The sequence below is a fragment of the Acuticoccus sp. genome (genome assembly GCF_965213555.1).
Taxonomy (GTDB): domain Bacteria; phylum Pseudomonadota; class Alphaproteobacteria; order Rhizobiales; family Amorphaceae; genus Acuticoccus.
Genome location: NZ_OZ243890.1, coordinates 3,225,715 through 3,249,703, shown reverse-complemented (window position 1 = coordinate 3,249,703; position 23,989 = coordinate 3,225,715). Strand labels below are relative to the sequence as shown.

The 23,989-nt window shown below is 70.5% G+C and carries 18 protein-coding genes and 1 pseudogene; 12 read left to right on the top strand and 7 right to left on the bottom strand.

The window, feature by feature from the left end:
* Positions 1 to 33: 33 nt before the first annotated feature.
* Entirely contained in the window at positions 34 to 1,098 is a 1,065-nt protein-coding gene (locus ACOOE8_RS15305) for a GlxA family transcriptional regulator (RefSeq protein ID WP_420392295.1), read from the bottom strand.
* A gap of 166 nt (positions 1,099 to 1,264) precedes the next feature.
* Here ACOOE8_RS15305 and ACOOE8_RS15300 point away from each other — a divergent pair, with 166 nt between their 5' ends.
* Positions 1,265 to 2,503, top strand: coding sequence for an aminotransferase class III-fold pyridoxal phosphate-dependent enzyme (locus ACOOE8_RS15300; protein WP_420392294.1), 1,239 nt, complete (start codon positions 1,265 to 1,267; stop codon positions 2,501 to 2,503).
* Between the two features lie 294 nt (positions 2,504 to 2,797).
* Here ACOOE8_RS15300 and ACOOE8_RS15295 read toward each other — a convergent pair.
* Positions 2,798 to 3,073 (bottom strand): annotated as a pseudogene (locus ACOOE8_RS15295) (calcium-binding protein); the annotation flags it as partial.
* A 1,761-nt stretch (positions 3,074 to 4,834) separates the two neighbouring features.
* On the opposite strand from ACOOE8_RS15295, the gene ACOOE8_RS15290 reads away from it, so the two are divergent.
* The 7 genes from ACOOE8_RS15290 (at position 4,835) to ACOOE8_RS15260 (ending at position 13,360) form a co-directional block, all read left to right on the top strand.
* Positions 4,835 to 4,993: a hypothetical protein gene (locus ACOOE8_RS15290; RefSeq protein ID WP_420392293.1), complete on the top strand. Its 159-nt coding sequence runs from the start codon at positions 4,835 to 4,837 to the stop codon at positions 4,991 to 4,993.
* Between the two features lie 810 nt (positions 4,994 to 5,803).
* Positions 5,804 to 7,144 carry a proline--tRNA ligase gene (proS, locus tag ACOOE8_RS15285; protein ID WP_420392292.1) on the top strand — a complete coding sequence of 447 codons (1,341 nt, stop codon included), beginning with the start codon at positions 5,804 to 5,806 and terminating at the stop codon, positions 7,142 to 7,144.
* Positions 7,141 to 8,388 carry a lipoprotein-releasing ABC transporter permease subunit gene (locus tag ACOOE8_RS15280; protein WP_420392291.1) on the top strand — a complete coding sequence of 416 codons (1,248 nt, stop codon included), beginning with the start codon at positions 7,141 to 7,143 and terminating at the stop codon, positions 8,386 to 8,388. The genes proS and ACOOE8_RS15280 overlap by 4 nt, the downstream gene beginning before the upstream one ends.
* Entirely contained in the window at positions 8,385 to 9,071 is a 687-nt protein-coding gene (locus ACOOE8_RS15275; protein WP_420392290.1) for an ABC transporter ATP-binding protein, read from the top strand. Before ACOOE8_RS15280 ends, ACOOE8_RS15275 begins: the two co-directional genes overlap by 4 nt.
* Positions 9,072 to 9,151: 80 nt before the next feature.
* Positions 9,152 to 9,367, top strand: a complete 216-nt coding sequence (locus ACOOE8_RS15270; protein WP_420392289.1) for a hypothetical protein — start codon at positions 9,152 to 9,154, stop codon at positions 9,365 to 9,367.
* Between the two features lie 50 nt (positions 9,368 to 9,417).
* On the top strand, positions 9,418 to 12,840 hold the full coding sequence (gene dnaE / locus ACOOE8_RS15265; RefSeq protein ID WP_420392288.1) for a DNA polymerase III subunit alpha: 3,423 nt from the start codon (positions 9,418 to 9,420) through the stop codon (positions 12,838 to 12,840).
* Between the two features lie 61 nt (positions 12,841 to 12,901).
* Positions 12,902 to 13,360 (top strand): SAM-dependent methyltransferase, encoded by a 459-nt coding sequence (locus ACOOE8_RS15260; RefSeq protein WP_420392287.1) that lies wholly within the window; start codon positions 12,902 to 12,904, stop codon positions 13,358 to 13,360.
* A 9-nt stretch (positions 13,361 to 13,369) separates the two neighbouring features.
* Here ACOOE8_RS15260 and mobA read toward each other — a convergent pair whose 3' ends face one another.
* A complete protein-coding gene (gene mobA, locus ACOOE8_RS15255) occupies positions 13,370 to 13,984 on the bottom strand; it encodes a molybdenum cofactor guanylyltransferase MobA (RefSeq protein WP_420392286.1) in 615 nt (204 codons plus the stop codon).
* Positions 13,981 to 14,655, bottom strand: a complete 675-nt coding sequence (gene rpe, locus ACOOE8_RS15250) for a ribulose-phosphate 3-epimerase (protein WP_420392285.1) — start codon at positions 14,653 to 14,655, stop codon at positions 13,981 to 13,983. The genes mobA and rpe overlap by 4 nt, the downstream gene beginning before the upstream one ends.
* 101 nt (positions 14,656 to 14,756) lie before the next feature.
* On the opposite strand from rpe, the gene ACOOE8_RS15245 reads away from it, so the two are divergent.
* Complete coding sequence (locus ACOOE8_RS15245; protein WP_420392284.1) at positions 14,757 to 16,820, top strand: hydantoinase/oxoprolinase family protein; 2,064 nt, start codon at positions 14,757 to 14,759, stop codon at positions 16,818 to 16,820.
* Positions 16,817 to 18,364 (top strand): hydantoinase B/oxoprolinase family protein, encoded by a 1,548-nt coding sequence (locus ACOOE8_RS15240; RefSeq protein WP_420392283.1) that lies wholly within the window; start codon positions 16,817 to 16,819, stop codon positions 18,362 to 18,364. Before ACOOE8_RS15245 ends, ACOOE8_RS15240 begins: the two co-directional genes overlap by 4 nt.
* 7 nt (positions 18,365 to 18,371) lie before the next feature.
* Here the strand turns inward: ACOOE8_RS15240 and ACOOE8_RS15235 are convergent, their stop codons facing one another.
* Both ACOOE8_RS15235 and ACOOE8_RS15230 read right to left on the bottom strand, forming a co-directional pair.
* Positions 18,372 to 20,255, bottom strand: coding sequence for a TRAP transporter permease (locus ACOOE8_RS15235; protein ID WP_420392282.1), 1,884 nt, complete (start codon positions 20,253 to 20,255; stop codon positions 18,372 to 18,374).
* Between the two features lie 85 nt (positions 20,256 to 20,340).
* On the bottom strand, positions 20,341 to 21,279 hold the full coding sequence (locus tag ACOOE8_RS15230; RefSeq protein WP_420392281.1) for a TAXI family TRAP transporter solute-binding subunit: 939 nt from the start codon (positions 21,277 to 21,279) through the stop codon (positions 20,341 to 20,343).
* Positions 21,280 to 21,429: 150 nt separating this feature from the next.
* Between ACOOE8_RS15230 and ACOOE8_RS15225 the strand changes: the two genes are divergently transcribed.
* Entirely contained in the window at positions 21,430 to 22,059 is a 630-nt protein-coding gene (locus ACOOE8_RS15225) for a glutathione S-transferase family protein (protein WP_420392280.1), read from the top strand.
* A 7-nt stretch (positions 22,060 to 22,066) separates the two neighbouring features.
* Here the strand turns inward: ACOOE8_RS15225 and ACOOE8_RS15220 are convergent, their stop codons facing one another.
* Positions 22,067 to 23,248, bottom strand: a complete 1,182-nt coding sequence (locus ACOOE8_RS15220) for a pyridoxal phosphate-dependent aminotransferase (protein WP_420392279.1) — start codon at positions 23,246 to 23,248, stop codon at positions 22,067 to 22,069.
* Between the two features lie 101 nt (positions 23,249 to 23,349).
* Between ACOOE8_RS15220 and ACOOE8_RS15215 the strand changes: the two genes are divergently transcribed.
* Positions 23,350 to 23,973, top strand: coding sequence for a flavin reductase family protein (locus tag ACOOE8_RS15215; RefSeq protein WP_420392278.1), 624 nt, complete (start codon positions 23,350 to 23,352; stop codon positions 23,971 to 23,973).
* The last annotated feature ends 16 nt before the right edge of the window (positions 23,974 to 23,989 follow it).

Sequence of the window (23,989 nt, the reverse complement as noted above, 5' to 3'; positions counted from 1 at the left end):
CGAAGCTTGCCGAGCCCAGCGTCGCCTGACTTGTCATTGCACGAAGATCTGTTGATGCGACATGCGGCCGCCTCGCGGACCGGCTTCGAGGTACGGTCGGGCCATGCGTGAGGTGAACGCCTTCCGGTACAGCGTCGCGGTCGTGTTGAACTGACGGCGGAAGGCGCGGGCGAAGGTCGCCGCGGAGGAGAAGCCGGTGGCTGCGACGATCTCGGTGATCGACATGTCGGCGTACATCAGCATGTGCCGTGCGGCGTTGAGCCGGATGGCGAGGTAGCGCGCCGACAGCGTCTCGCCGAAGTGCTCGCGCGCAAGCGCCTGGAGCTGGCGCAGGGACAGGCCCACGGCCTCGGCGAGCGCCGGGACGGCCAGCGGCTCCTCCACGGTGGCCTCCATCAGCTCGCTGACGCGGCGCAGCCGACGATCGCGGATCGTCGGATCCCAGCTTAAGGGGTTCGCCTGGCGCGTGTCGGCCGGCCGCACCGCACCGTGCAGGAGGTCGGCGGCGACGAAGCGGGCGACCTTGGCGCCGTGGTCGCGCTCGACGAGGGCGAGGAACAGGTCGTGCCCCGCCAAGTGGCCGCCGCAGCTGAGCCGCTGCCGGTCGATGACATAGACGTCGTCGCACACGGCGACGTCGGGAAAGCGGTCGACCACCGACTGGAGGACCTCCCAATGCATCGTCGCTCGTGAGCGTCGAGGAGTCCCGCCTCTCGCGAGGAAGACGACGCCGAAGTCGATGCCGCACGGCAGCGCGCCGCGGCGCGCATGGCGGCGCAGGAAGCGTTGCAGCGGTCGCTTGTAGTCCTCCGCCTGATCGTAGGCCGATACGGTGACCACCATGTCGAATGCGGCGTCGTCCTCGAAGGTGGATGCCGGCATCACCGCGATGCCGATGCCGCTGACCACGGGCTCGGTGGACGGCCCGACGAGCGAGATCTCGTAGGCCGGACACCGGAAGAAGCGGTTGACCGAGCGCAGCGGCTCGATGGCGGTGAGCGCGGACGAAAGCGACATGTGCGGCGACAGGCACAGGGCGATGCGATTGGGCGCCGGAGGGCGTTGAGGCGCGTCGCCGTGCGCGATGGGAGCTTCCATGGTACGCCCCCGTCCAAGGGGCCTCGTCCGTCGCCGTCACCCGAGGCAGCCGCACGCTGCGGCAACGGCGCCGCGCCTGAGGTCAAGCTAGCCCGGCTGCGGCGGGGCCCACAATCCATGAAAGGCGTCGCGGACGGCACGCGCGAACGCCGCCGGGAGGCCGCCAATGCTGACACGTGCGCCGCACTCGGCGACCGGCGACGCGGCGTTGCGCGAGCGCGCCCGAAGGGTGATCCCCGGCGGCATGTGGGGGCACATGAATGCCGCCTTCCTCCCGGCCGGCTACCCGCAGTTCTACAACCAAGCCGCTGGCACCCGGCTCACCGACGCGGACGGGCGCACCACCATCGACTTCATGTGCGCCTTCGGTCCGATGATCACCGGCTACGGCGATCGCGAGGTCGAGGAGGCCGCCGCCGCGCAGGCTGCCGACGTGCGCATCGCGAACGGGCCAGCGCCGATCATGGTGGATCTCGCCGAGCTCATGGTCGACATGCTGCCGGCCGCGGATTGGGTGATGTTTTCCAAGAACGGCACGGACGCCACCACCGCATGCGTCTCCATCGCGCGTGCGGCGACCGGGCGGCGCAAGGTGCTCGTCGCCGAGGGCGCCTACCATGGGGCGGCGCCATGGTGCACGCCGTGGCCGGGCGGCGTGCTCGCCGAGGACCGGGCGCACCTGTCGCACTACGCCTACAACGACGTTGCCTCCCTCGCCGCCGCGGTCGACGCGGCAGGCGACGACCTCGCCGCCATCATGGCCTCCGCCTTCAAGCACGACTCGCGCGTCGACCAGGAGCTGCCGACGCGCGAGTTCGCCACCGAGGCGCGTCGCCTGGCGGACCGCGCCGGTGGCGCGCTGATCCTCGACGACGTGCGCGCCGGCTTCCGCCTCGACCTCGCAGGGAGCTGGAACGCGCTCGGCGTCGACCCGGACCTGTCGGCCTGGAGCAAGGCGATGGGCAACGGCCACGCCATCGCCGCCGTCACCGGCAAGGACGCCCTCGCCGATGCCGCCAGCAAGGTGTTCGTCACCGGCTCGTTCTGGTGCGAGCCGAGCGCGATGGCGGCGTCCAAGGCGACGCTGGCCAAGCTGCGCAGGTCGGACGCCGTCGCCCACATGGCGCGCCTCGGCGTGCGGTTGCGCGAAGGGATCGCGGCCCAGGCCGCCGCTGCCGGCGTGGCGGTGCGGCAGACCGGCCCGGCGCAGATGCCGCTGATCCTGTTCGACGACGATCCGGACCTTGCCAAGGGCAACCTCTTCGCGCTGACCGCGCTGCAGCGCGGTGCGTTCCTGCACCCCTGGCACAACATGTTCCTGTCCCTCGCCCACACCGACGAGGACGTCGACGCCGCGCTCCAGGCGACCGACGCCGCCATGCAAGCCGTCGCCGCCTCGCTGTAGGGAGCGGCGATCGGGCGGCGGCTGAGGTTTACTCCTACTGAAAGTCGAGGTCGGTGAGGTCGACGCGTCGAACCTGTCGGCGAACCGCACGAGGACGTCGACGCCGTCGTCCCCGTCGCGCGCCACGATGCGGCTGCCGGCGAACGTGAGGTCCTCGAACGCAAGGTCTTCGGCCAGCGCGAACGTGTCCTCGCCTTGGATGAAGTCGGGCACGAGGAGCCGACCCTCGCCGCGCAGGAGCACCACGGTGTCGCGGCCGGAGCCCGTCGAGACCACGTCGTTGCCGCCACCCCCGATGATGACGTCGCGGCCGAGGCCGCCGTTCAGCCGGTCGTCCCCCTCGCCGCCGTCGAGCGTGTCGTTCCGATCGCCGCCGAACAACAGGCCGTCGCCCCCGCCGCCGAGGAGGAGGTCGGCCTGCCCCTCCCCCCGCAGCGTGTCGTCGCCGGTTCCGCCGCGCAGGGTGTCAGCGCCGTTGCCTCCGAGGCCACGGTCGTTCCCACCCTGCCCGCGCACCGTGTCGGCGCCGTTGCGACCGAGGACGAGGTCGTCGCCCGCGCCGGCGAACAGCAGGTCGTCGCCACCGCCGCCGGCCAGCGCGTCGTCGCCGGACGACCCGAGGACGGTGTCGAGGCCCTTGCCGGCCGAGACGCCGTCGCCACCGCCGTTGCCCGTGTCTGGTCGTCGCCGACGCCGCCCGAGAGCGTGTCGTCGCCATCCGAGCCGGCAATGACGTCGTCGCCTGCGCCGCCCGCCACGTCGCCGCGGCCGCTATCGGCGGCCAGCGTGTCGTTGCCTGGTGTGCCGACCATCCGCACCGGGCCGCCGATGGCGAGGCGGGCCACCAAGGGCTCGTGGTCCGAGACGCCGTCGACGAAGTCCACGTTGAGGTGGACGATGTCGATCTCCGCGTCATCGGCCAGCGCGTCCGACACGAGGATGTGGTCGAGGACCTCAGAGTTGCCGTCGAAGATGAACGTGTAGCGCTCGCCCTCGTCCACGTCGTTCACGAGGTTGGTCAGCACCTCGCCGCCGAACCGCCCGGCAAGGTCCTCAGCGATCTCGTCGGCGAACTCGAAGGTGTTGAGGTCGGCGACGACCGCGACGTCGGCGTCCTCGTCCGCGGCAAGGATGGCATCAACCACCGCGTTGACCGCGAGGACCTGCTGCTGGCGCTCCTCCTCGCCCGCCTGGAAGAAGGGCTGCTTGGCACCGAAGATCGGCTCGGAGCCGATCCTCGAGGAGAATTGGTTGTTGAGGACGAACAGCGTCTCGCCGCGGAACGTGAACCGACCGAGGAGCGGATCGCGTGTGCCATCGAACGCGTCCGGGTTGGCCGCGCCGAGCACCTGGAGGAGGTCGCTTTCCAGGGTGGTCGCCTTCTCAAGGACGACGCGCTTAGGGTTGTAGAGGAACGCGTTGCGGATGTTGCCGCCGGGCACGCCGCCGTTCTCGTCGAACTCATCGACGGCGGCAGAGACGAAATCGTAAGCCGGGCCCCCGGCATCAACGACTGCGTCGGCGAGCGCCTGCAGCGTCGCGTCGGCCGACAGGACGCCGTCGTCGATGAGGACGTCGCCGTCGGCCTCGTCGTTGCTGCCGTCGCCGTTGGCGTCGACGAAGCTGCCGCTCTCCTCGGCCGAGCCGTTGTCGTCCTGGATCTCCCGTAGCGCGACGATGTCCGGCGCGCCGAGGCCCGTCGCGATCTGCGCGCCGAGCCTTGCGATCTGGGCTGCGTCGTTCGCGCCCGCGCTCACGTTGAGGACGTTGTAGCTCGCGAGGGTGAGTTCGTCCTCCGTGCCGGTGAGGGGCGTGATCTCGCGCACCAAGGGCGACCGCGGGGCGATCGTCGCCCCTGTCAGAAGAACCTCGAAGTTGCCGAAGGAGTAGGAGACGACGCCCGACACGTCGGCAAGGTCGGCGCCAACCTCCACCGACAGCGGCAAGGGTGTGAGGCCGCGGTCATTCTCGAGCTGGATGCGCTCCGTCCGGCGCATCGGGAGCGAACTCGAAACCAAAGTGTTGCAGCGCCGTTGGGTCGTCGAACGCGCCTTCCGCTGATTGACGTGGTAGCGCCGTCTCGTTCGCGACTACGAACATCGGTCCATATCTTTGGCGCTACGCTCCACGTCGCAGTTGGTAACCTGATCTTCCGCCGCACCACCCGCTGATGGCAGTCTTTCAAACGGCCTCTCAAGGCTGAGCTAGCAGCGCCTACATCATAACTGGTATGCAGCACCGTCTGACCATTCGCCGTGATCCATAGCTGGGATTGGGATAATTTTTTCAACGCCGAGCTCCACTGGCTCGGACGAAGGCCGGGGACGGACCATGTCAAAGACGCCAACCAGCGATGAGAAGCTCGTTTTGCTGGAGGCTACGCTCCACACGGCCGCCAGCTTGGCTGAGGAGCTGGACAAGGCCGCGCTTGCACAAACGCTACTCAAGCTGCGGGACGACGTGCGCGCAGAACGGGGCAGAAAAATTTGAACTAAGGTTGCGACAAGCCTGTACGATCTACTTTCGGCAAAGCCCGAGCAAAACCCAGTACTTGCAATTTAGGGATTAGGGATGTAGACACCGCCACGCCGCGGGAAGTCCTCATTTCCGCCACATTTCGGGGGCAGGCAGGGTTGGCTATGGATTGCATTAATCGGCTCGGGGTTCTGGAAGCAGAACTGCGGTACGCGCTGGCCGACTACGGCCCCAGCGTCGCTAATGAAGTGATCGCCAGAATTCTAGGCGTCCTTCTTTCCGGTGCTGCGGAAGCATCCGTTCGGCAACCAGACGGTGAGAACCAGCTGGTCGCAATCGATCTTCCCGCCATCCTGGAACTTCCGCTAATTGCTGTGATCGAAGCGGTCTTCGCTCGCCCTGCCTTTCTTGACGCGACACCGAGCCTATCCGGGTAGCCGCTAGCGCGAACGATGCGCAACATTGGCTGTGTGACCGCGCCGCCCTCGAACAGGGGGAGGTCACGGTGCCAAGGGCGTCGCTGCGCGCCTACAGGACGACGCTCGTCTCGCTCACGTCGCCGGACAAGACCCCTTTAAGTCGTGCCATGGGTTGTCCCGCCTGTGCCGCGAGCCAGTGTGCTGAAGCCCGCATCCGAACGAGCGCATTCCTGCGCCGCTTATGGAACTTGCATGACATCCCTTTAACGGCAACGGTGCGTTCTGGCCCGTTGCCGTCGGCGCGTCGCGCACGCCGATCCAGCGCCTTGGGGGCGGCACAACCGGTCCGATTGACCGCATTGGCCGAACCGGCCACACACGGACACCCCCTGCCCGCGAGCCGACGATGCGCCTCTCCCGCACCTTCCTGCCCCTCCTCAAGGAGACGCCCAAGGAGGCGGAGATCGTCTCCCACCGGCTGATGCTGCGTGCCGGGATGATCCGCCAGCAGTCGGCTGGTATCTATTCCTGGCTGCCCCTGGGGCTGCGCGTGCTGTCGCGGATCGAGGCGATCGTGCGCGAGGAGCAGAGCCGGTCGGGCGCGCAGGAGATCCTGATGCCGACCATCCAGCCGGCGGACCTGTGGCGCGAGTCGGGCCGCTACGATGCGTACGGTCAGGAGATGCTGCGCATCACCGACCGCCACGAACGCGACATGCTGTACGGGCCGACCAACGAGGAGATGGTAACCGACATCTTCCGCACCCACGTGCGCTCGTACCGGTCGCTGCCGTTGAACCTCTACCACATCCAATGGAAGTTCCGCGACGAGGTGCGGCCGCGCTTCGGCGTCATGCGCGGGCGCGAGTTCCTGATGAAGGACGCCTACTCCTTCGACGTCGACCAGGAGGCGGCGCGCCGCGCCTACCAGCGCATGTTCGTCGCCTACCTGCGCACGTTCGCGCGCATGGGGCTCACGGCGATCCCCATGAAGGCAGAGACCGGCCCCATCGGTGGCGACCTCTCCCACGAGTTCGTCATCCTCGCCTCCACCGGCGAGAGCGCGGTCTACTGTCACGCGGACCTCCTCGAGAAGCCGATCCCGCCGGAGGACGTGGACTTCACGGGGGACCTCACGCCCATCGTCGAGGACTGGACCTCGCTCTACGCGGCCACCGACGACATGCACGACGCCCATGCCTTCGCGGCGATCCCCGAGGACAAGCGGCTTGAGGCGCGCGGCATCGAGATCGGCCACATCTTCTACTTCGGCACCAAGTACTCAGCGCCCATGGGAGCGGTCGTCACCGGGCCGGATGGCACCGAGGCGCCGGTGCACATGGGCTCGTACGGCATCGGCGTCTCGCGGCTCGTCGGCGCGGTCATCGAGGCGTCCCACGACGAGGCCGGCATCATCTGGCCGGACGCCGTCGCCCCCTACGACGTGGCGCTGATCAACCTGAAGCCCGGCGACGCGGCGACCGACGCGATGGCCGAACGCGTCGAGCGTGCGCTGATCGCCTCCGGTCGCGCCGTCCTCGTCGAGGACACCGACCAGCGGCCGGGCGCGAAGTTCGCCGCGATGGACCTCATCGGCCTGCCCTGGCAGGTCATCGTCGGCCCGCGCGGCGCGGCGGACGGCACCGTCGAGGTCAAGCGTCGCGCCACCGGGGCGCGGGAGACGATGCCCGAGGGAGCCGTGGCCGATCACCTCGCCGTGCCGCGGGCCGCAAGGGTCGCCGCGTGACCCCCTTCGGCGCGCTCGAGTGGCAGATCGCGCGGCGCTACCTCAGGGCGCGTCGCCGCGAGCGGTCGATCTCGGTGGTGTCGACCCTGTCCATCACCGGCATCGTGCTCGGCGTCGCCGCGCTCATCATCGTCATGAGCGTGATGAACGGCTTCCGCGTCGAGCTGTTCGACCGCATCCTCGGCGTCTCCGGCCACGTGGTCGTGCAGGCCGCCGACGGCATGCCGGGCTATGACGACCTCGCCGATCGCCTCGAGGGCGTCGAGCGCGTCGAGCGCGCCGTGCCCTACGTCCTGGGCCAGGCGTTCGCCTCGGGCGCGGCGGGCTCGTCCGGGATCCTGCTGCGCGGCATCTCGCCGGAGGACTTCGACCGCACCGAGATCATCGACGACCACATCGTCGCCGGGTCCGCCGACGACTTCGGCGAGGATCGCGGGCTCGTCGTCGGAGCGGGTCTCGCGCGGGCGCTCGGCGTCACGATCGGTGACGCGGTCACGGTGATGACCCAGGACGGGCCCGTCACCCCGTTTGGGGTCACACCGCAGGTCGACAACTACCCGGTGGCGGCGATCTTCGACGTCGGCATGTCGCAGCTCGACTCGACCATGGCGTACCTGCCCATCGCCGACGCGCAGCTCTTCCTCAACATGGAGGGGCGAGCGACCGGCATCGAGGTGTTCGCCGACAGCCCCGACGACATGGATGCGCTGAAGGAGGAGATCGCCGCGACCTCGGACGTGCCGCTCTACCTGTCCGACTGGCGTCAGCACAACCGCGCCTACTACACCGCGCTGACGGTGGAGCGGAACGTCATGTTCATCATCCTGACACTCATTGTTCTCGTGGCGTCGATGAACGTCATCTCGTCGATGACGATGCTGGTGAACGAGAAGACGCCGGACATCGCCATCATGCGGACCATCGGCGCGACGCGAGGCACGGTGCTGCGCGTCTTCCTGATGGTGGGCCTCACCATCGGCGTCGGCGGCACGCTGATCGGCCTCGCGCTCGGCACGCTCATCGCGGTCAACATCGACGCCATCCGCCGCGGGATCACCGGGCTGTTCGACGTCGAGCTGTTCCCGCCCGAGCTCTACTACCTGACGCAGATCCCGTCCGACCTCTCCTCCACGCAGACCCTCATGGTCGTCGTCATCTCGTTGGTGCTGGCGCTCATCGCGACCATCCCGCCGGCCTGGAAGGCGGCGGCTACCGACCCCGTGGTGGCGCTGAAGTCCGAATGAGCGCGGCCCCCCTCGCCCTGTCGGGCATCGTGCGCACGTTCAACGACGGGGCGGACGAGGTGCGTGTCCTCACCGGCGCCGACCTGTCGCTCGCAGCGGGGGAGCTCGTCGCCCTCGTCGCCCCATCGGGCGCCGGCAAGTCGACGCTGCTGCAGATCGCGGGGCTCCTGGAGCGGCCGAACGCCGGCAAGGTGCTCCTCGACGGAACCGATGCCACGGGCCTGCCGGAGAAGGAGCGCACGCTGCTTCGCCGCGAGCGGATCGGCTTCATCTACCAGTTCCATCACCTGCTCGGCGACTTCACGGCGCGCGAGAACGTCGCGCTGCCGATCCGCCTCACCGGCGCGCGGCCCGCCGAGGCGGCGGCGCGGGCGGACGAGCTCCTCGACCGCCTCGGCCTCGCCGGGCGGCGCACGCACCGGCCGGGCGAGCTGTCGGGCGGCGAGCGTCAGCGCGTCGCCATCGCCCGCGCAGTCGCGAACCGCCCTCGCGTCGTCCTCGCTGATGAGCCCACGGGCAACCTCGACGAGGCGACGGCCGCCACCGTGCGCGACGCGTTCGTCGCGCTGAGCCGGGACACAGGGCTCGCCGCGCTCGTCGCCACCCACAACCTCGCGCTGGCCCGCCAGCTCGACCGCACGGTGACGCTCAGCGAGGGCCGCGTGGTTCCCCACGCCGGCTGAACGCCGCGCTCGGTTCACCGCCGCTTGATGTTCGCGGAACATTCCAATACCGTCCGGACTAGAACAAGGGAGGTACAGGCATGTTCGGTGAATCCTGGTCCGATACACTCGATGGGTGGCACCTCACGGCGAGAGCGCTGCGCTCGACGATCATGACGCGGGCCTGCGACGGCGCTCGACGCTGGGGCCGGCCTCCGGTCGGGCCGGTCCTTAGGGACTGCGGCGCCTTCGCCTCGTGCGCGGCGTTCGTGTGCGCGCTCTGCCTGTGGATGGGGGCGTTCCAGAGCACCGTCTAGACGCAAGCGCCGCGTAGGATGTTGGTGGACCGACCACGAAGGGGCAGGCGATGTTCGTCCACCTGAGGGTGCATTCGGCGTACTCGCTGCTGGAGGGTGCGCTGCACCTCAAGCGCATCGTCGCCCTCGCCTCGGCCGACCGCCAGCCCGCCGTCGCGGTGACGGACACCGCCAACCTGTTCGGCGCGCTGGAGTTCTCCGAGGCCGCCTGCGCTGCTGGGGTGCAGCCCATCGTGGGCTGCACCGTCCCCGTCCGGCTCGCCGAACGCATCCAGAACGGCCGACGCGTCGCTCCCGTCGCGCGGCTGCCGCTGATCGCGGCGAGCGAGGCCGGCTTCGCGAACCTCGTCCGCCTCGTCAGCGACGCCTACCTCTCATCGGACGGGGAGCGCGTCGCGGTGGCGCTCGCCGACCTCGCGGGGCGGACCGACGACGTCCTCGCGTTGTCGGGTTGGCTCGACGGGCCCGTGGGGCTGACCCATGCGACGGGCGATGCGGACGCTGCCGCGGCGATCTTTGCCGAGCTCCGCGCCACCTTCGGCGACCGGCTCTACTGCGAGGTGCAGCGCCACGACGCCCCCGGCGAGGCGGCCTACGAGGCGTTCGCCGTGGACCTTGCCTACGGCGCTGGCGTCCCGCTCGTCGCCACCAACGAGGTGTACTTCGCAGGCCGCTCCGACGCGGAGGCGCACGACGCGCTGATCGCCATCGCCGACGGCCGCCGCCTCGCCGACGACGACCGGCGCCGCCTGACGCCCGAGCATCACTTCAAGTCCCAGGCCGACATGGAGGCGCTGTTCGCCGACCTGCCGGAGGCGGTCGCCTCCACCGTCGAGGTGGCCATGCGGTGCGCCTTTCGGCCCACCAAGCGGCAACCCATGCTGCCGCGCTTCCTCGCCACCGAGCGCGGCGCGGCGCCGGTGGACGATGCGCAGGAGGCCGCGGCGGAGGCCGAGCGGCTCGCCACGATGGCCCGCGACGGACTGGAGCGACGCCTGGCGACCCGCGGCCTCGCCCCGGGCGTGGAGCGGCACGTGTACGAGGCGCGGCTCGCTCACGAGCTCTCCACCATCGGCTCCATGGGGTTCGCGGGCTACTTCCTCATCGTCGCCGACTTCATCCAATGGGCGAAGGGGCGAAGCATCGCGGTGGGCCCGGGGCGCGGCTCGGGCGCGGGCTCGCTGGTCGCCTACGCGCTCACCATCACCGACCTCGATCCGCTGCGCTTCGACCTCCTGTTCGAGCGCTTCCTCAACCCCGAGCGCGTGTCGATGCCGGACTTCGACATCGACTTCTGCCAGGAGAAGCGCGACAGGGTGATCGCCTACGTGCAGGAGCGCTACGGCGCCGACCGCGTCGCTCAGATCATCACCTTCGGGACGCTGCAGGCCCGCGCCGTGGTGCGCGACGTCGGCCGCGTCCTCGACATGCCCTACGGCAAGGTCGACCAGCTCGCCAAGCTCGTGCCGTCCAACCCGGCCAACCCCGTGACCCTCGGTCAGGCGCTGGAGGGCGAGCCTCGCCTGCAGGAGGCCCGCGCCGCCGACGGAGAGGTCGACCGCCTGCTGTCGATGGCGCTCAAGCTGGAGGGGCTCTACCGCCACGCCTCGACCCACGCGGCGGGCATCGTCATCGGCGATCGTGCACTGAAGGAGATCGTCCCGCTCTACCGCGACCCGCGCTCGGAGGTGCCGGTCACCCAGTACAACATGAAGTGGGTGGAGAGCGCCGGGCTCGTCAAGTTCGACTTCCTCGGCCTCAAGACGCTCACCACCATCGAACGCGCGCTCGCCCTCATCGACGAGCCCATCGACCTCGACACGCTGCCCCTCGACGACCCCGCCGCCTACGCCCTGCTGGCGCGGGGTGAGACCGCCGGCGTGTTCCAGCTGGAATCGGCGGGCATGCGCAAGGCGCTGGTCGGCATGCGACCGGACCGGTTCGAGGACATCATCGCCATCGTCGCGCTCTACCGACCGGGGCCGATGGACAACATTCCGTCCTACAACCGGCGCAAGCAGGGGCTCGAGGCGCCGGACTCCCTGCATCCCAAGCTCGAGCCGATCCTCAAGGAGACCTACGGCATCATCATCTACCAGGAGCAGGTGATGCAGATCGCGCAGGTGCTTTCGGGCTACTCGCTCGGCGAGGCCGACCTGCTGCGCCGGGCGATGGGCAAGAAGATCGCCGCGGAGATGGCGGTGCAGCGCGATCGCTTCGTGAGCGGAGCGGTGGAGCGGGGTACCAGCAAGGCGGACGCGAACCGCATCTTCGACCTCGTGGCGAAGTTCGCCAACTACGGGTTCAACAAGTCCCACGCCGCGGCCTACGCGCTGATCGCCTACCACACGGCGTACTTGAAGGCGAACTTCCCCAAGGAGTTCCTCGCCGCCTCGATGACGCTCGACATGGGCAACACCGACAAGCTGGCGGACTTCCGCGCCGAGGCCCAGCGCATGGGCATCACCGTGCGTCCCCCGTCGATCACCCGTTCCAAGGCAGAGTTCTCTGTGGACGGAGAGGCGATCCTCTACGGCCTCGCCGCCGTGAAGGGCGTCGGCAAGCCGCTCGTCGCCCACATCGAGGCGGAGCGCGCCCGGTCGCCTTACGAGGGGCTCACCGACTTCGCAGGGCGGCTCGATCCGAAGGCCGCGCCCAAGCGCGCGCTGGAGGCGCTCGTCGCGGCCGGCGCCTTCGACGAGTGGGTGGTGGATCGCGGCAGCCTGTGCGCCGGCCTCGACCAGGTGCTCGGCGTCGCGAACCGCGTGTCGAGCGGCGAGGCCGTCGGGCAGAACGACTTCTTCGGCTCGGCGGCGCCGTCCGACATCCGCCTGCCCACCGGCGTCGTATGGACCCCGGCGGAGCGGCTCCGTCGCGAGCTCGAGGCGGTCGGCTTCTACCTCTCCGCCCACCCGCTCGACGACCATGCCGAGGCGCTCGCAGCGGCGGGCGTGCCGCAATGGCGAACCTTCCTCGGCGCGGTGCGGCGCGGCGAGGGCGCGCGCCTTGCTGGCGTCGTCGTCGGCAAGCAGGAGCGGCGGACACGCAGCGGCAACCGCATCGCCATCGTGCAGCTCTCCGACCCGTCCGGGCAGTACGAGGCGGTTGCCTTCGCCGATCTCTTGGAGGCGCGGCGCGATCTCCTCGAGCCCGGCTCGTGTGTCCTGTTGGCGGTGCACGCGCAGGAGCAGGAGGACGGACTGTCGGTCCGGATCAACCATGTCGAGCCCCTCGACAGGCTGTCCGCCCGGACGTCGAGCACGCTGACGGTGTTCGTGGACGACGCCTGCGCCGTCCCCTCCATCGACCGGCTCGTCGGCGAGGGCGGCACCTGCACGGTGCGCCTCGTCGCCATGCTGCAACGTGGCGAGCGCGAGGTGGAGGTGCGGCTGGCCGAGCCGCGAGCCGTCTCACGCTCGGTGGCGAGCGCGATCAAGGCGATGCCGGGCGTCGTCGATGTCGCCTACGGATGAGGCGGTGGGAGGTGGGGTCGTCCCATGCTAGCGATCCTCCATCGCACGAGGGAGGTGCCGCATGGTCGAGGTGCGGGAGGACGAGGCGGCGGTGGCCCTTCCGGAGCGCGTCGACGCCGGGGTCTACTTCATCGGGGTGATCCGCACGCCGTGGACCTCGCGGGCGGACTGCCCGAAGCAGGGCGATCCGGTGAACGGTCCCGTTTGCCGCATCGAGCTCGACGGGCGCTGGGCGGAAGCGCTGACCGGCATCGAGCCGCCGTGCGGCCTCCTCGCGCTCTACTACATGCACGAGGCGCGGCGTGACCTCGTCCTGCAGCGGCCGCGCGGAGCACGCGCATCGCTCGGCACGTTCGCCCTGCGCTCGCCGGTGCGGCCGAACCCCATCGCACTCGCCAAGGTCCACGTCCTCGCTCGCGAGGGCACGACGCTGCACGTACGCGGGCTCGACTGCCTGGACGGAACCCCGCTGCTCGACCTCAAGCCGGAGCGCTGCCCCAACGCCGCGCCTCGACCCTGAGCCCCAACGTCATGGCATCGCAGTGACTGCGAGCATGGCCTGCGCGGTCGCAAGGTCCTGCGGGGTGTTGATGTTGAAGAACGCACCGGGCTCGTCGAACAGCACGACGCTCGCCCCTTGCGCGTCGGTCCAATCGGTGACGCGGCGCGTCCCCCGAGCCAGGGCGGCGCGCAGTTCGGCACGCAGCGCGGTGCGGTGGATGCCGATGGTCGGATGGCGCACGATGGCGTCGCCCTGAACCGTTGCGGCAAGGGTGATGTCCGATTGGCGCTCGGAGTGCGCCTGCACGAGCCGAGCGACGAGGTCGGTGGGGAGGAACGGCGTGTCCGCGGCGACCGTCAGCACGCGGTCGGCGCCCCGCTCCGCCGCCCACTCCATTGCGGCGAGGATGCCTGCGAGCGGCCCAGGCCGCCCCTCGACGGGATCGGCGAGGACGGGCAGCCCGAACACGGCGAAGCGCTTGGGATCGCCGTTGGCGTTGATCGCCAGCCCCGCGACCTGAGGCGGGAGGCGGTGGATGACGTGCTCCAGCACCGGGCGGCCACCGAGCGCAAGGAGGCCCTTGTCCCCTCCCCCCATGCGCCGTGCGAGGCCACCGGCGAGGATGACCGCCGGCACGCTCACGCGGCGCCAGCCGCCTCGCGCAACGCCGTGATGTTCGCCCCGTAGGTCGACGGCGCGTCCGGCGAACCGCCGGAGAACACCGCCGAGCCCGCGACGAGGACGTCGGCCCCCGCCGCCACCATCTGCGGCGCAGTCGCCACCGTGGCGCCCCCGTCGCATTGGAGGCGCACGTCGCGGTCGCCGATCATCGTCCTAAGCGCCGCGATCTTCGGCAGCATCGAGGCGAGGAACGCCTGTCCGCCGAAGCCGGGGTTCACCGTCATGACGTTGACCACCTCGATGAGGTCGAGGACGTGCGCCACCGCCTCGACCGGCGTCGCAGGGTTGAGCGCGACGCCCGCCTTGCAGCCGGCGGCGCGGATCGCCTGCAGCGTCCGGTGGAGGTGCGGACCGGCCTCGACGTGCGCCTGGATGATGTCCGCCCCCGCGTCCGCGAATGCGGCGACGTAGGGGTCGACCGGGGCGATCATCAGGTGGACGTCGAGGACCACGGACACGTGCGGCCGGATCGCGCGCACGAGCTGCGGTCCGAACGTGATGTTGGGGACGAAGTGCCCGTCCATGACGTCGACGTGCACCCAGTCCGCGCCGGCCGCCACGACGGCCTCGCACTCCGCCCCGAAGGCCGCGAAGTCGGCGGACAGGATCGATGGTGCGATGCGGACGGGCACCCTCGCCTTATGGGTTGCCGGGCCGCGCGGACGCAAGCCGCCTTGACGGGACCGGCACGTCTGCCGCACCCGTGGCTCCGGTAACTTGGTGCGGGGGACGGATGGGCGTTCGCGTCGCGGTCGACATCGGCGGCACGTTCACCGACGTCGCGCTCGATCAGGGCGACGGCAGGGTGCACGGCGCCAAGGTCCTGACGACGCACACAGCGCCCGAGGACGGCGCGCTCGCGGCGGTGGCGACGGTGCTGGCCGAGCGCGGGCTGTCGCCCGGAGACGTCGGCCTCGTCCTGCACGGCACGACGCTCGCGACCAACGCCCTCATCCAGCGGACCGGAGCGCTGACCGCACTCGTGACCACCGAGGGTTTTCGCGACACGCTCGCCATCGGCTACGAGGACCGCTACGACCAGTACGACCTCGCCATCGAGAAGACGCCGCCCCTGGTGCCGCGAGAGCTGCGGCTCACCGTGCCCGAGCGCGTGGCGGTGGACGGCGCGGTGCTCGTCCCGCTGGACGAGGCGTCGGTCCTTGCGCTGGTCCCGACGCTGCGTGCCGCGAGCGTCGCGTCGGTCGCGGTGATGTTCCTGCACTCCTACGCGTTCCCGGCGCACGAGGCGCGCGTCGGCAGGCTCCTCGCGGAGGCGATGCCGGAGGTCGCCGTCAGCCTGTCGAGCGAGGTCTCGCCGGAGACGCGGGAGTACGAGCGGGCCACCACCACGGTGGTCAATGCCTACGTCCAGCCGCTGATGGCGGGCTACCTCGAGCGCCTGGAGCGCGGTCTTGCAGCGTCGGGGATCACGGCGCCGCTGCTCCTGATGACGTCCGGCGGCGGGCTCACCACCGTCGACGCGGCGCGACGCCATCCCGTGCGGCTCATCGAGTCGGGACCCGCGGGCGGGGCGATCCTTGCCGCCGAGGTCGCCCGGGCGTGCGGCGAGCCGGCCGTGCTCGGCTTCGACATGGGCGGGACGACGGCGAAGATCTGCCTCATCGACGACGGCGCCCCCGCCACCGGCCGCGTGTTCGAGGTCGATCGGCGCGCGCGCTTCCGTAAGGGCTCGGGCCTGCCGATCCGCATCCCGGTGATCGAGATGATCGAGATCGGCGCCGGCGGAGGCTCCATCGCTCGCGTCGATGGCCTCGGGTCGATCGCCGTCGGCCCGCAGAGCGCAGGGTCGGAGCCCGGACCCGTCGCCTACGGCCGCGGAGGCACGGCGCCGACGGTGACGGACGCGGACCTCGTGCTCGGGCGGCTCGACGCCGACGACTTCGCCGGCGGCTGGCTGACGCTCGACGCAGGCGCCGCGCGCGAAGCCCTCCAGCAGCTCGGCGCGCCCGTAAGCCTCGACATCACGACAACGGCGGTCGCGGTGTCGGAGGTCGTCGACGAGACGATGGCGAACGCGGCGCGGGTCCACGCGGCCGAGCACGGAGCCGACGTCGCCGCGCGAACGCTGGTGGCGTTCGGCGGCGCGGCGCCGGTGCATGCGGCGCGGCTCGCGGGCAAGCTCGGCATCGAGCGGATCATCGTTCCGGCGCACGCGGGCGTCGGCTCCGCCGTCGGCTTCCTCGCCGCGCCGGTCGCCTTCGAGGTGGTGCGCAGCCTCCCCCGGCGCCTCGACGCCCTGGACGCTGCCGAGGTCGACGCGCTCTACGCCGAGCTCGACGCGCTCGCCCGGCCCATCGTCACCGGAGCCGCCTTCGGCGCACCGCTGAGCGTCAGCCGGACCGCCACGTGCCGCTACGTCGGCCAGGGTCACGAGGTCGCCGTCGCCGTCCCCGAGCCGCTGACCGCGGACGCGCTGCGCGCGGCCTTCGAGGGCGTCTACGCCACGCAGTTCGCCCGGACCATCGGCGGCGCCGCCGTCGAGGCGCTCGCCTGGTCGCTCGCGCTGAGCGCCCCCGCTCCGTCGCTCGCGACGACCCCACCGGGGGCCTGCGAGGGCGCGGGGCGCCGACCGCGCTCGCTCTACCTGCCGCAGACGGACGGGATCGCGGAGGCGCGCGTGGTCGATCGCGCCACGCTCGGCGTCGGTGCGAGGGTGCCCGGTCCCGCGCTCGTGGTGGAGGCGGCAACCACCACCGTCGTCACCGACGGTTTCTGCGTGGAGGCGCTCGCCAACGGCCACCTCCTCCTCACCCGCGACCTGGACGCCTCGCCATGAGCGCCGACGCCATCCGCCACAAGGTGATGTGGGACCGGCTCCTCGCCGTCGTGGAGGAGCAGGCCCAGACGCTCCTGCGCACCGCGTTCTCCACCATCGTGCGCGAGGCGGGCGACCTGTCGGCCGGGGTGTTCGACCTCGACGGCCGGATGCTCGCCCAGGCCGTCACCGGCACGCCGGGGCACGTCAACTCCATGGCCGAGAGCGTCCGCCACTTCATCGAGCGCTTCCCGGTCGTCACGATGGCCGAGGGGGACCACTACGTCACCAACGACCCCTGGCGCGGCACGGGGCACCTCAACGACTTTGTGGTGACGTCCCCCGCGTTCCACAAGGGCAAGCTGGTGGCGCTGTTCTCTTGCACCAGCCACCTCATCGACGTCGGCGGCATCGGCTTCGGCCCTGACGGCACGGACGTCCTCATGGAGGGGCTGTCGGTGCCGTTCCTGAAGCTCGTGGATCGCGGCGCGCTCAACGAGACGCTGATGGCGATGGTCCGCGCCAACTCCCGTCTGCCGGTGGAGAGCGAGGGGGACGTCCACTCGCTCATCGCCTGCAACGAGGTGGGCGCAAGGCGGCTGTCGCAGATGATGGACGAGCACCGGCTCGACGGGCTAGAGGCGCTCGCCGACCACATCGTCTCGACCTCGCGGCGCGCGGTGCTGGAGCGCATTACGAGGCTCCCCCGCGGCACAACAAAGTCGCAGATGACGGTGGACGGGCTCGACGAGCCCATCACCCTCGCCGCCGCGCTCACCGTCGGCGAGGATGGGGTGCGCGTCGACTTCGCGGGCACCTCGCCGGCCGTGGGCCGCGGCATCAACGTGCCGCTCGCCTACACGCGCGCCTACACCGCGTTCGGCCTCGCCTGCGCCATCGCGCCGGACGTGCCGAACAACGCGGGCTCGCTGTCGGGCTGGGTCATCGACGCGCCGCGTGGATCGATCCTCAACGCGCCTCGCGGCGCACCGGTGTCCTCGCGCCACGTCATCGGCCAGATGCTGCCGGACGTGGTGTTCGGAGCGCTCGCCCCGCTCATCCCGCACGTGGTGCCGGCGGAGGGGACGTCGTGCCTGTGGAACATCACGCTCCGCGGCGGCACCGGCACGCCCGACGCCTTCGCCGTGACGATCACGACCAACGGCGGGACGGGCGCGCGGCCGGACAAGGCGGGGCTCTCGGCCACCGCCTTCCCGTCCGGCGTCAGGGGCTCGCCGGTTGAGGTCATGGAGGCGGCGGCGCCGCTGGTGTTCTGGCGCCGTGAGCTGCGCGAGGGTTCGGGCGGCACGGGACGTCACCGGGGCGGTGACGGGCAGGTGATCGAGATCGCGCACCGTGACGGCGCGCCGATGGAGCTCCTCGCCGCCTTCGACCGCATCCGCTTCCCGCCGCGGGGACGGGCCGGCGGCAGCGACGGCGCGCCCGGCCGGCTCGCCACCTCCGAGGGTCGCACGCTCGCCGGCAAGGGCACGCAGCCGATCGCGCCCGGTGAGCGGCTGATCGTCGAGACCCCCGGCGGCGGGGGGCACGGCGAGCCCGGCTGATCGTCCCCTACTCGGCCGCCTGTCCAGCGACACGCGCCTCGCGTCGTCCCATGGCGAGCTGGATCGCGACGACGATCGCGATGAGGCCGGCGCCCACCGCGTCCGTCACGATCCCCGGCTTGATAAGGACGAGCGCCGCGGTGATGAGGAGGAGCCGCTCGACGACGCCCGCCCTGCGCAGGAAGTAGCCCGTCATGCCACCGGCGAGGCAGACGACCCCGACGAGCGCGGTGATGAGCGTCGTCGTGATCCGCGGCCAGGTTCCGATCAAGAGGATCGACGGACCGAATACGAACATGAACGGGATGATGTAGCCCGTCGCCCCGAGCTTCAGCGCCGCGTAGCCCGTGTCCCAAAGCCCGCCGCGCGAGATGCCGTTGGCCGCGTAGACCGCGAGCGCGACCGGCGGCGTGATCGCCGACAGGATCGCGTAGTAGAACACGAACATGTGCGCAGCCTCGAGGACCACGCCGAGCTTGACGAGGGCGGGGACGAGCAGCGCCACCTGAACGATGTAGGCCGGCGTCGTGGGCATCCCCATGCCGAGGATGATGCCGGCGATCATCGTGAGGACCAGCGCGAGGACGAGCGAGTCCTGGGAAACCAAGATCACGAGCTGGGTGAACTCGGTGCCGAGGTTGGTGAGCGTGATGGTGCCCACGACGATGCCGGCGCACGCGCAGGCGAGTGCCACCGCCACCGTGTTCTTGGCGCCCGAGATCAGCCCATCGGCGACGACCGCGAGGTCGACCTCGCTGCGCGTCGTGGAGCGCAGCAGCGCCGCCGGCACCACCGACACGATCCCCGCGAGCGCCGATAGGGGCGCCGAGTAGCCCGCGAGGAGGACGGCGATGATGATGACGAGCGGCAGGAAGAGGTGCCCGCGCTCGATGAGCGTCTTGCGCAGGCTGGGGAGCTCGGAGCGCGGCAGCCCCTTCATGCCGGTGCGCTTGGCCTCGAAGTGCACCGCCATGAAGAGCGCCACGTAGTAGAGCAGCGCCGGGAACAGCGCGAACGCGGCCACCTGGAGGTAGGAAACGCCGAGGAACTCGGCCATGACGAAGGCGGCGGCGCCCATGATCGGCGGCATGATCTGCCCGCCCGTGGAGGCCACCGCCTCAACCGCACCGGCGAAGCCACGGCGGTAGCCGATGCGCTGCATCATCGGGATGGTGAACACGCCCGTCGTCATCACGTTGGCGACCGCGCTGCCGGACACCGAGCCGAACAGGCCGCTCGTCACGCACGCCACCTTCGCGGGGCCGCCGGCGGCGTGGCCGGTGAGGCTCATGGCGAAGTCCATGAACAGGCGGCCCGCGCCGGAGCGCTCTACGAGCGCGCCGAAGATGATGAAGAGGACGATGTAGGTGGCCGAGACGGCGAGCGGGATGCCGAAGATCCCCTCCGTCGTCATGTAGAGCTGGTCGAGGACGATCTCGACGCCGAAGCCCTTCCAGACCAGGGCGTAGACGAGGAACACCGCCGCGGTGGCCGGCAGCGCCCAGCCGACGGCGCGTCGCGTCGCCTCGAGGATGAGGACGATGGCGAGGATGCCGAACACGAAGTCCGGGGTGACCAGCGGATCGACGTAGTAGATGCGGTTGGTGATGTAGCCGTAGACGGCGATGGGGTAGAGCGCCGCGCCGAGCGCCGCCGCCAACAGGACGAGGTCGACGATGCCCGGCGCGCCGGTCTTCTCGTCGCGCGTGCCGCGCAGCGGCAGCATGAGGAACGCCAGCGCCAGCACGAAGGCGAGGTGAACCGCGCGGAACACAAGCGCGTCGGGCGGCCCGACGAACGCGACGTAGAGGTGATAGAGCGCCATCGACAGCGCGACCGCGGAGACCGTGGTCGAACCCCAGGAGTTGCGCAGCGTCGAGATCAGGGCCATGGCAACATCACGCGGTCGGTGATGGCCCGCGCAGGCGACGCCGCGCAGGCCGGCCTATGGGGTGGCTCGCCGGACGGCGTCGGCGTCAGCTCGCGCCCTGCTCGTCGTAGAAGCGCTGGGCACCCGGATGCATCGGAACGCCAATGTCCGTTGCCATCTCCTCCGGCGTCAGCCCCTCCACGGCATTGGCGATCACCGCGAGGTCGGGGATGTTCTCGGCGATGTTCTTGATGACGTTGTAAATGAGCTCCTCGTCCGCCGAGCAGGTGGTGATGAGGTGGGTGGAGAAGCCGATGGTCGTCACGTCCTCGTCCTGCCCGGGGTAGCTGCCGGCGGGGATCGTGCGCTCCTTGTAGCCCGAGTTGAGCTCCTGCATCTTGGCGAGGATCTCGCCCTCCACCGGCACCATCTTGATGTCGCGCGCGGAGGCGAGGTCCATGATGGCGCCCGCGGGCACCGTCGTCACCAGCGTGAAGAACTGCGCGTTGCCGTCCTTCATGAGCGACACAGCATCCGTGTAGGAGCCCTGGTTGACGCGGCTGAGGTCGTCGTAGGTCAGTCCGTTCACCTGGAGGAGGTGCTCGGTGATCGCCTCGCCGGTGTTGCCCTCGGGTTGGATCGCCGCGGCCTTGCCCGCGAGGTCGGCGGACGACTGGATCCCCGAGTCGGCGAGGGCGACGAACTGGAAGAACTGCGGGTACAGCGTCCCCATGTTGCAGATGTCGTCCGCCTTTGCGTCGAACGGCGGGTTGCCGGCGATGGCGTCCACGGTGGAGACCGAGTTCGCAAGGCTCATGTCGGCGCGGCCGGCCATGATCGCCTTCACGTTGGCGATGCCCGCGCCCGGCAGGACCTGGACCGACGTGCCGTCGATGTTGGACTCGACGATGTTCTGGATCGCGCCGCCGAGCGGGTACCAGGAGCCGCCCTGCGGCCCGGTCATGAAGCGGAGCTGCTGCGCCTCGGCCGCGCCCGCGACGAGCACGGCACCGGTTGCGGCTGCCGCGAAGAGTACGTTCCTCATCAGTTCCTCCCAACATGCGACGCTTGAACGAGTCGCTTGTCGAACGTCTTAGCGGTTGCCGCGCGCGGAGCAAGCCCGCCGTGCGAACCAGCGAGCGTGGTCAGGCCGCGCCCACTCGCTATAAGCGTCGTGATCAGCGAAGGGGACCTTATGACGATCGAGCTTTACACGTGGGGCACGCCGAACGGGAAGAAGGCCTCCATCATGCTGGAGGAGTGCGGCCTCGACTACTCCGTCCACCCCATCGACATCACCAAGGACGAGCAGTTCGGCGCCGAGTTCCTCGCCGTCGCGCCGAACAACAAGATCCCCGGGATCCGCGACACGGACACCGGCCTCACGCTGATGGAGTCCGGCGCGATCCTGCTCTACCTCGCGGACAAGGCGGGCAAGCTGATGCCGACGGACGGGGAGGAGCGCTGGCGCGCCACCGAGTGGCTGATGTGGCAGATGGGCGGCTTCGGCCCGATGCTCGGCCAGGCGCACCACTTCCACCGCTTCAACAAGGGCAAGGCGGACTACGCCGAGGAGCGCTTCCTCAAGGAGACGCAGCGGCTCTACGGCGTGCTCGACAAGCGCCTGGAGGGGCGCGAGGCCATCGCCGGCTCCTACTCCGTCGCCGACGTCGCGACGTGGCCGTGGGCGGCGCGGTTCGAGTGGCATGGGGTCGACCTCGACCAGTTCCCGAACGTCAAGCGCTGGTACCTCGCGATCGCCGAGCGCCCGGCCGTGCAGCGCGGCTACTCCGTGCCGTCTGCCCAGGACATCCCGATGCCGTGAGGAGGCGTCACGCGCGACGGCGTTCCGGGACCACGCGCTCGGCGAGGCGGTTCATCCGCGAGCACGCCTCGGCGAGCGCCTCGTCGGGCACGGTGAGGCTGATGCGCAGGAACGTGCGCGCGCCCTCACCGAAGGAGCCGCCAGGCATCACCGCGACGCCCTCGTCGAGCAGCCGCCAGGCGAAGCCCTCGCCGTCGAGCCCCGTCGCGGCAACGTCGACGAGGATGAACATGCCGCCGTCCGGAATGAGCGGGACGAGCGGCGATGCGATGCTCTCCGCCACGAGGCCGGCCCTGCGGCGGTAGGCCAGCCGCATCCGCTCCGCCGTCGCGGACGCCGCGCCGAGCGCGTGCGCCGTCGCGTCGGCGATGAACGGCGGCGTGCCGAACAGCATGGTCTCGGAGATGGGCAACAGCCGCTGGCAGAACTCCTGCGGCCCCACCGCCCAGCCCGAGCGCAGCCCCGGCGCGGCATGGGATTTGGAGATCGACGACACCGCGACGGTGCGCTCGGCGAGCGCCGGATCGTCGAAGGGCGAGGCGAAGGCGCCGTCGAAGGTCAGCTCCTCGTAGACCTCGTCCGACACGATCCACAGGTCGTGGCGCCGGCACACCTCGCCGATGGCGGCGATCTCGTCCCGCGTCAGCGTCGCGCCCGTCGGGTTGTGCGGCGAGTTGAGCAGGAGGACGCGGCACTGCGGCGTCACGGCTGCTTCGAGATCCTCGGCGCGCATGTGGAAACGGTCCGCGGCGCGCAGCGGCACCGGGCGTACCCGCGCCCCCGTCGCACGGACGACGCCCTCGTAGGTGGCGTACATGGGATCGCCCACGAGCACCTCGTCGCCGTGGTCGGCGAGCGCCGTCATCGAGGCGTAGAGCGCGGCCTGGGTGCCGGGGAAGGCTAGAACGTTCGCCGCGGCGACGGACCGGCCCGAACGCCTCGCGTAGCGCTCGGCGATCACCGCGGCGAGCGCCGGGTCGGCCCGTCCGCTGCCGTAGCGCGTGCGCCCGGCACGGAGCGCGTGCATCATCACCTCGAGGAGCGCGGGCTCGGGCGCGACGTCAGGCTCGCCGATGGTGAGCTCGATGATGCGGTTCCCGGCTGCAGCCCGACGCCGCGCCTCGACGTGGACGGCCCACTTGCCGGAGCCAAGACCCGCCATGCGGTCGGTGATGGAGGCATAACGCATCGAGTGTCCTCGTTGTCGCGGCGGCACCGACGGGATCGGGCGGGACGGTTGTCGCCGCCGTTGGGCCGTGCTTGGTCCGTCGCGTCAACCGGAGCGGATGCATGTTCTACGAAGACGGCGATGGTATCCCCGCAGGGAGCGGCCTGCGCTACGACCCGTTCAAGGCGATCATCGCGCCGCGACCCATCGGCTGGATCGGGACCTTGAGCGCGAACGGGGTGCCCAACCTCGGTCCGTACTCGTTCTTCAACGCCCTGTCGTCGCGGCCGAACATCGTCGCCTTCTCGAGCCAGAGCCTAAAGCACTCGGCGGCGAACGCGCGGCGGACGGGCGAGTTCACCTTCAGCCTCGCCACCGAAGCCTTGAAGCACGAGATGAACACCTCCTCAGCGACGCTCGACGAGGACGTGAACGAGTTCGAGCGCGCCGGGCTCGAGGCCGGAGCCTCGCGCCTCATCGCCGCGCCGTTCGTGAAGGCGAGCCCCGCGGCGCTCGAGTGCCGGGTCATCTCCGCCGAGGCTTTGGTGGACCTCGCCGGGCGCGAGCTCGACTGGTTCCTCGTCGTCGGCCAGGTCGTCGCCGTCCACCTCGACGACGACTACGTGGTGGACGGCCGCTTCGACGCGCAGCGGGCGCAGGCCATCGCCCGCTGCGGCTACAACAACTATGCCACGGCCGACACGCTGTGGGAGCTCGGTCGGCCGGACAACCCAATGCCGGTGTGAGCGGCTCCGAGCTGCA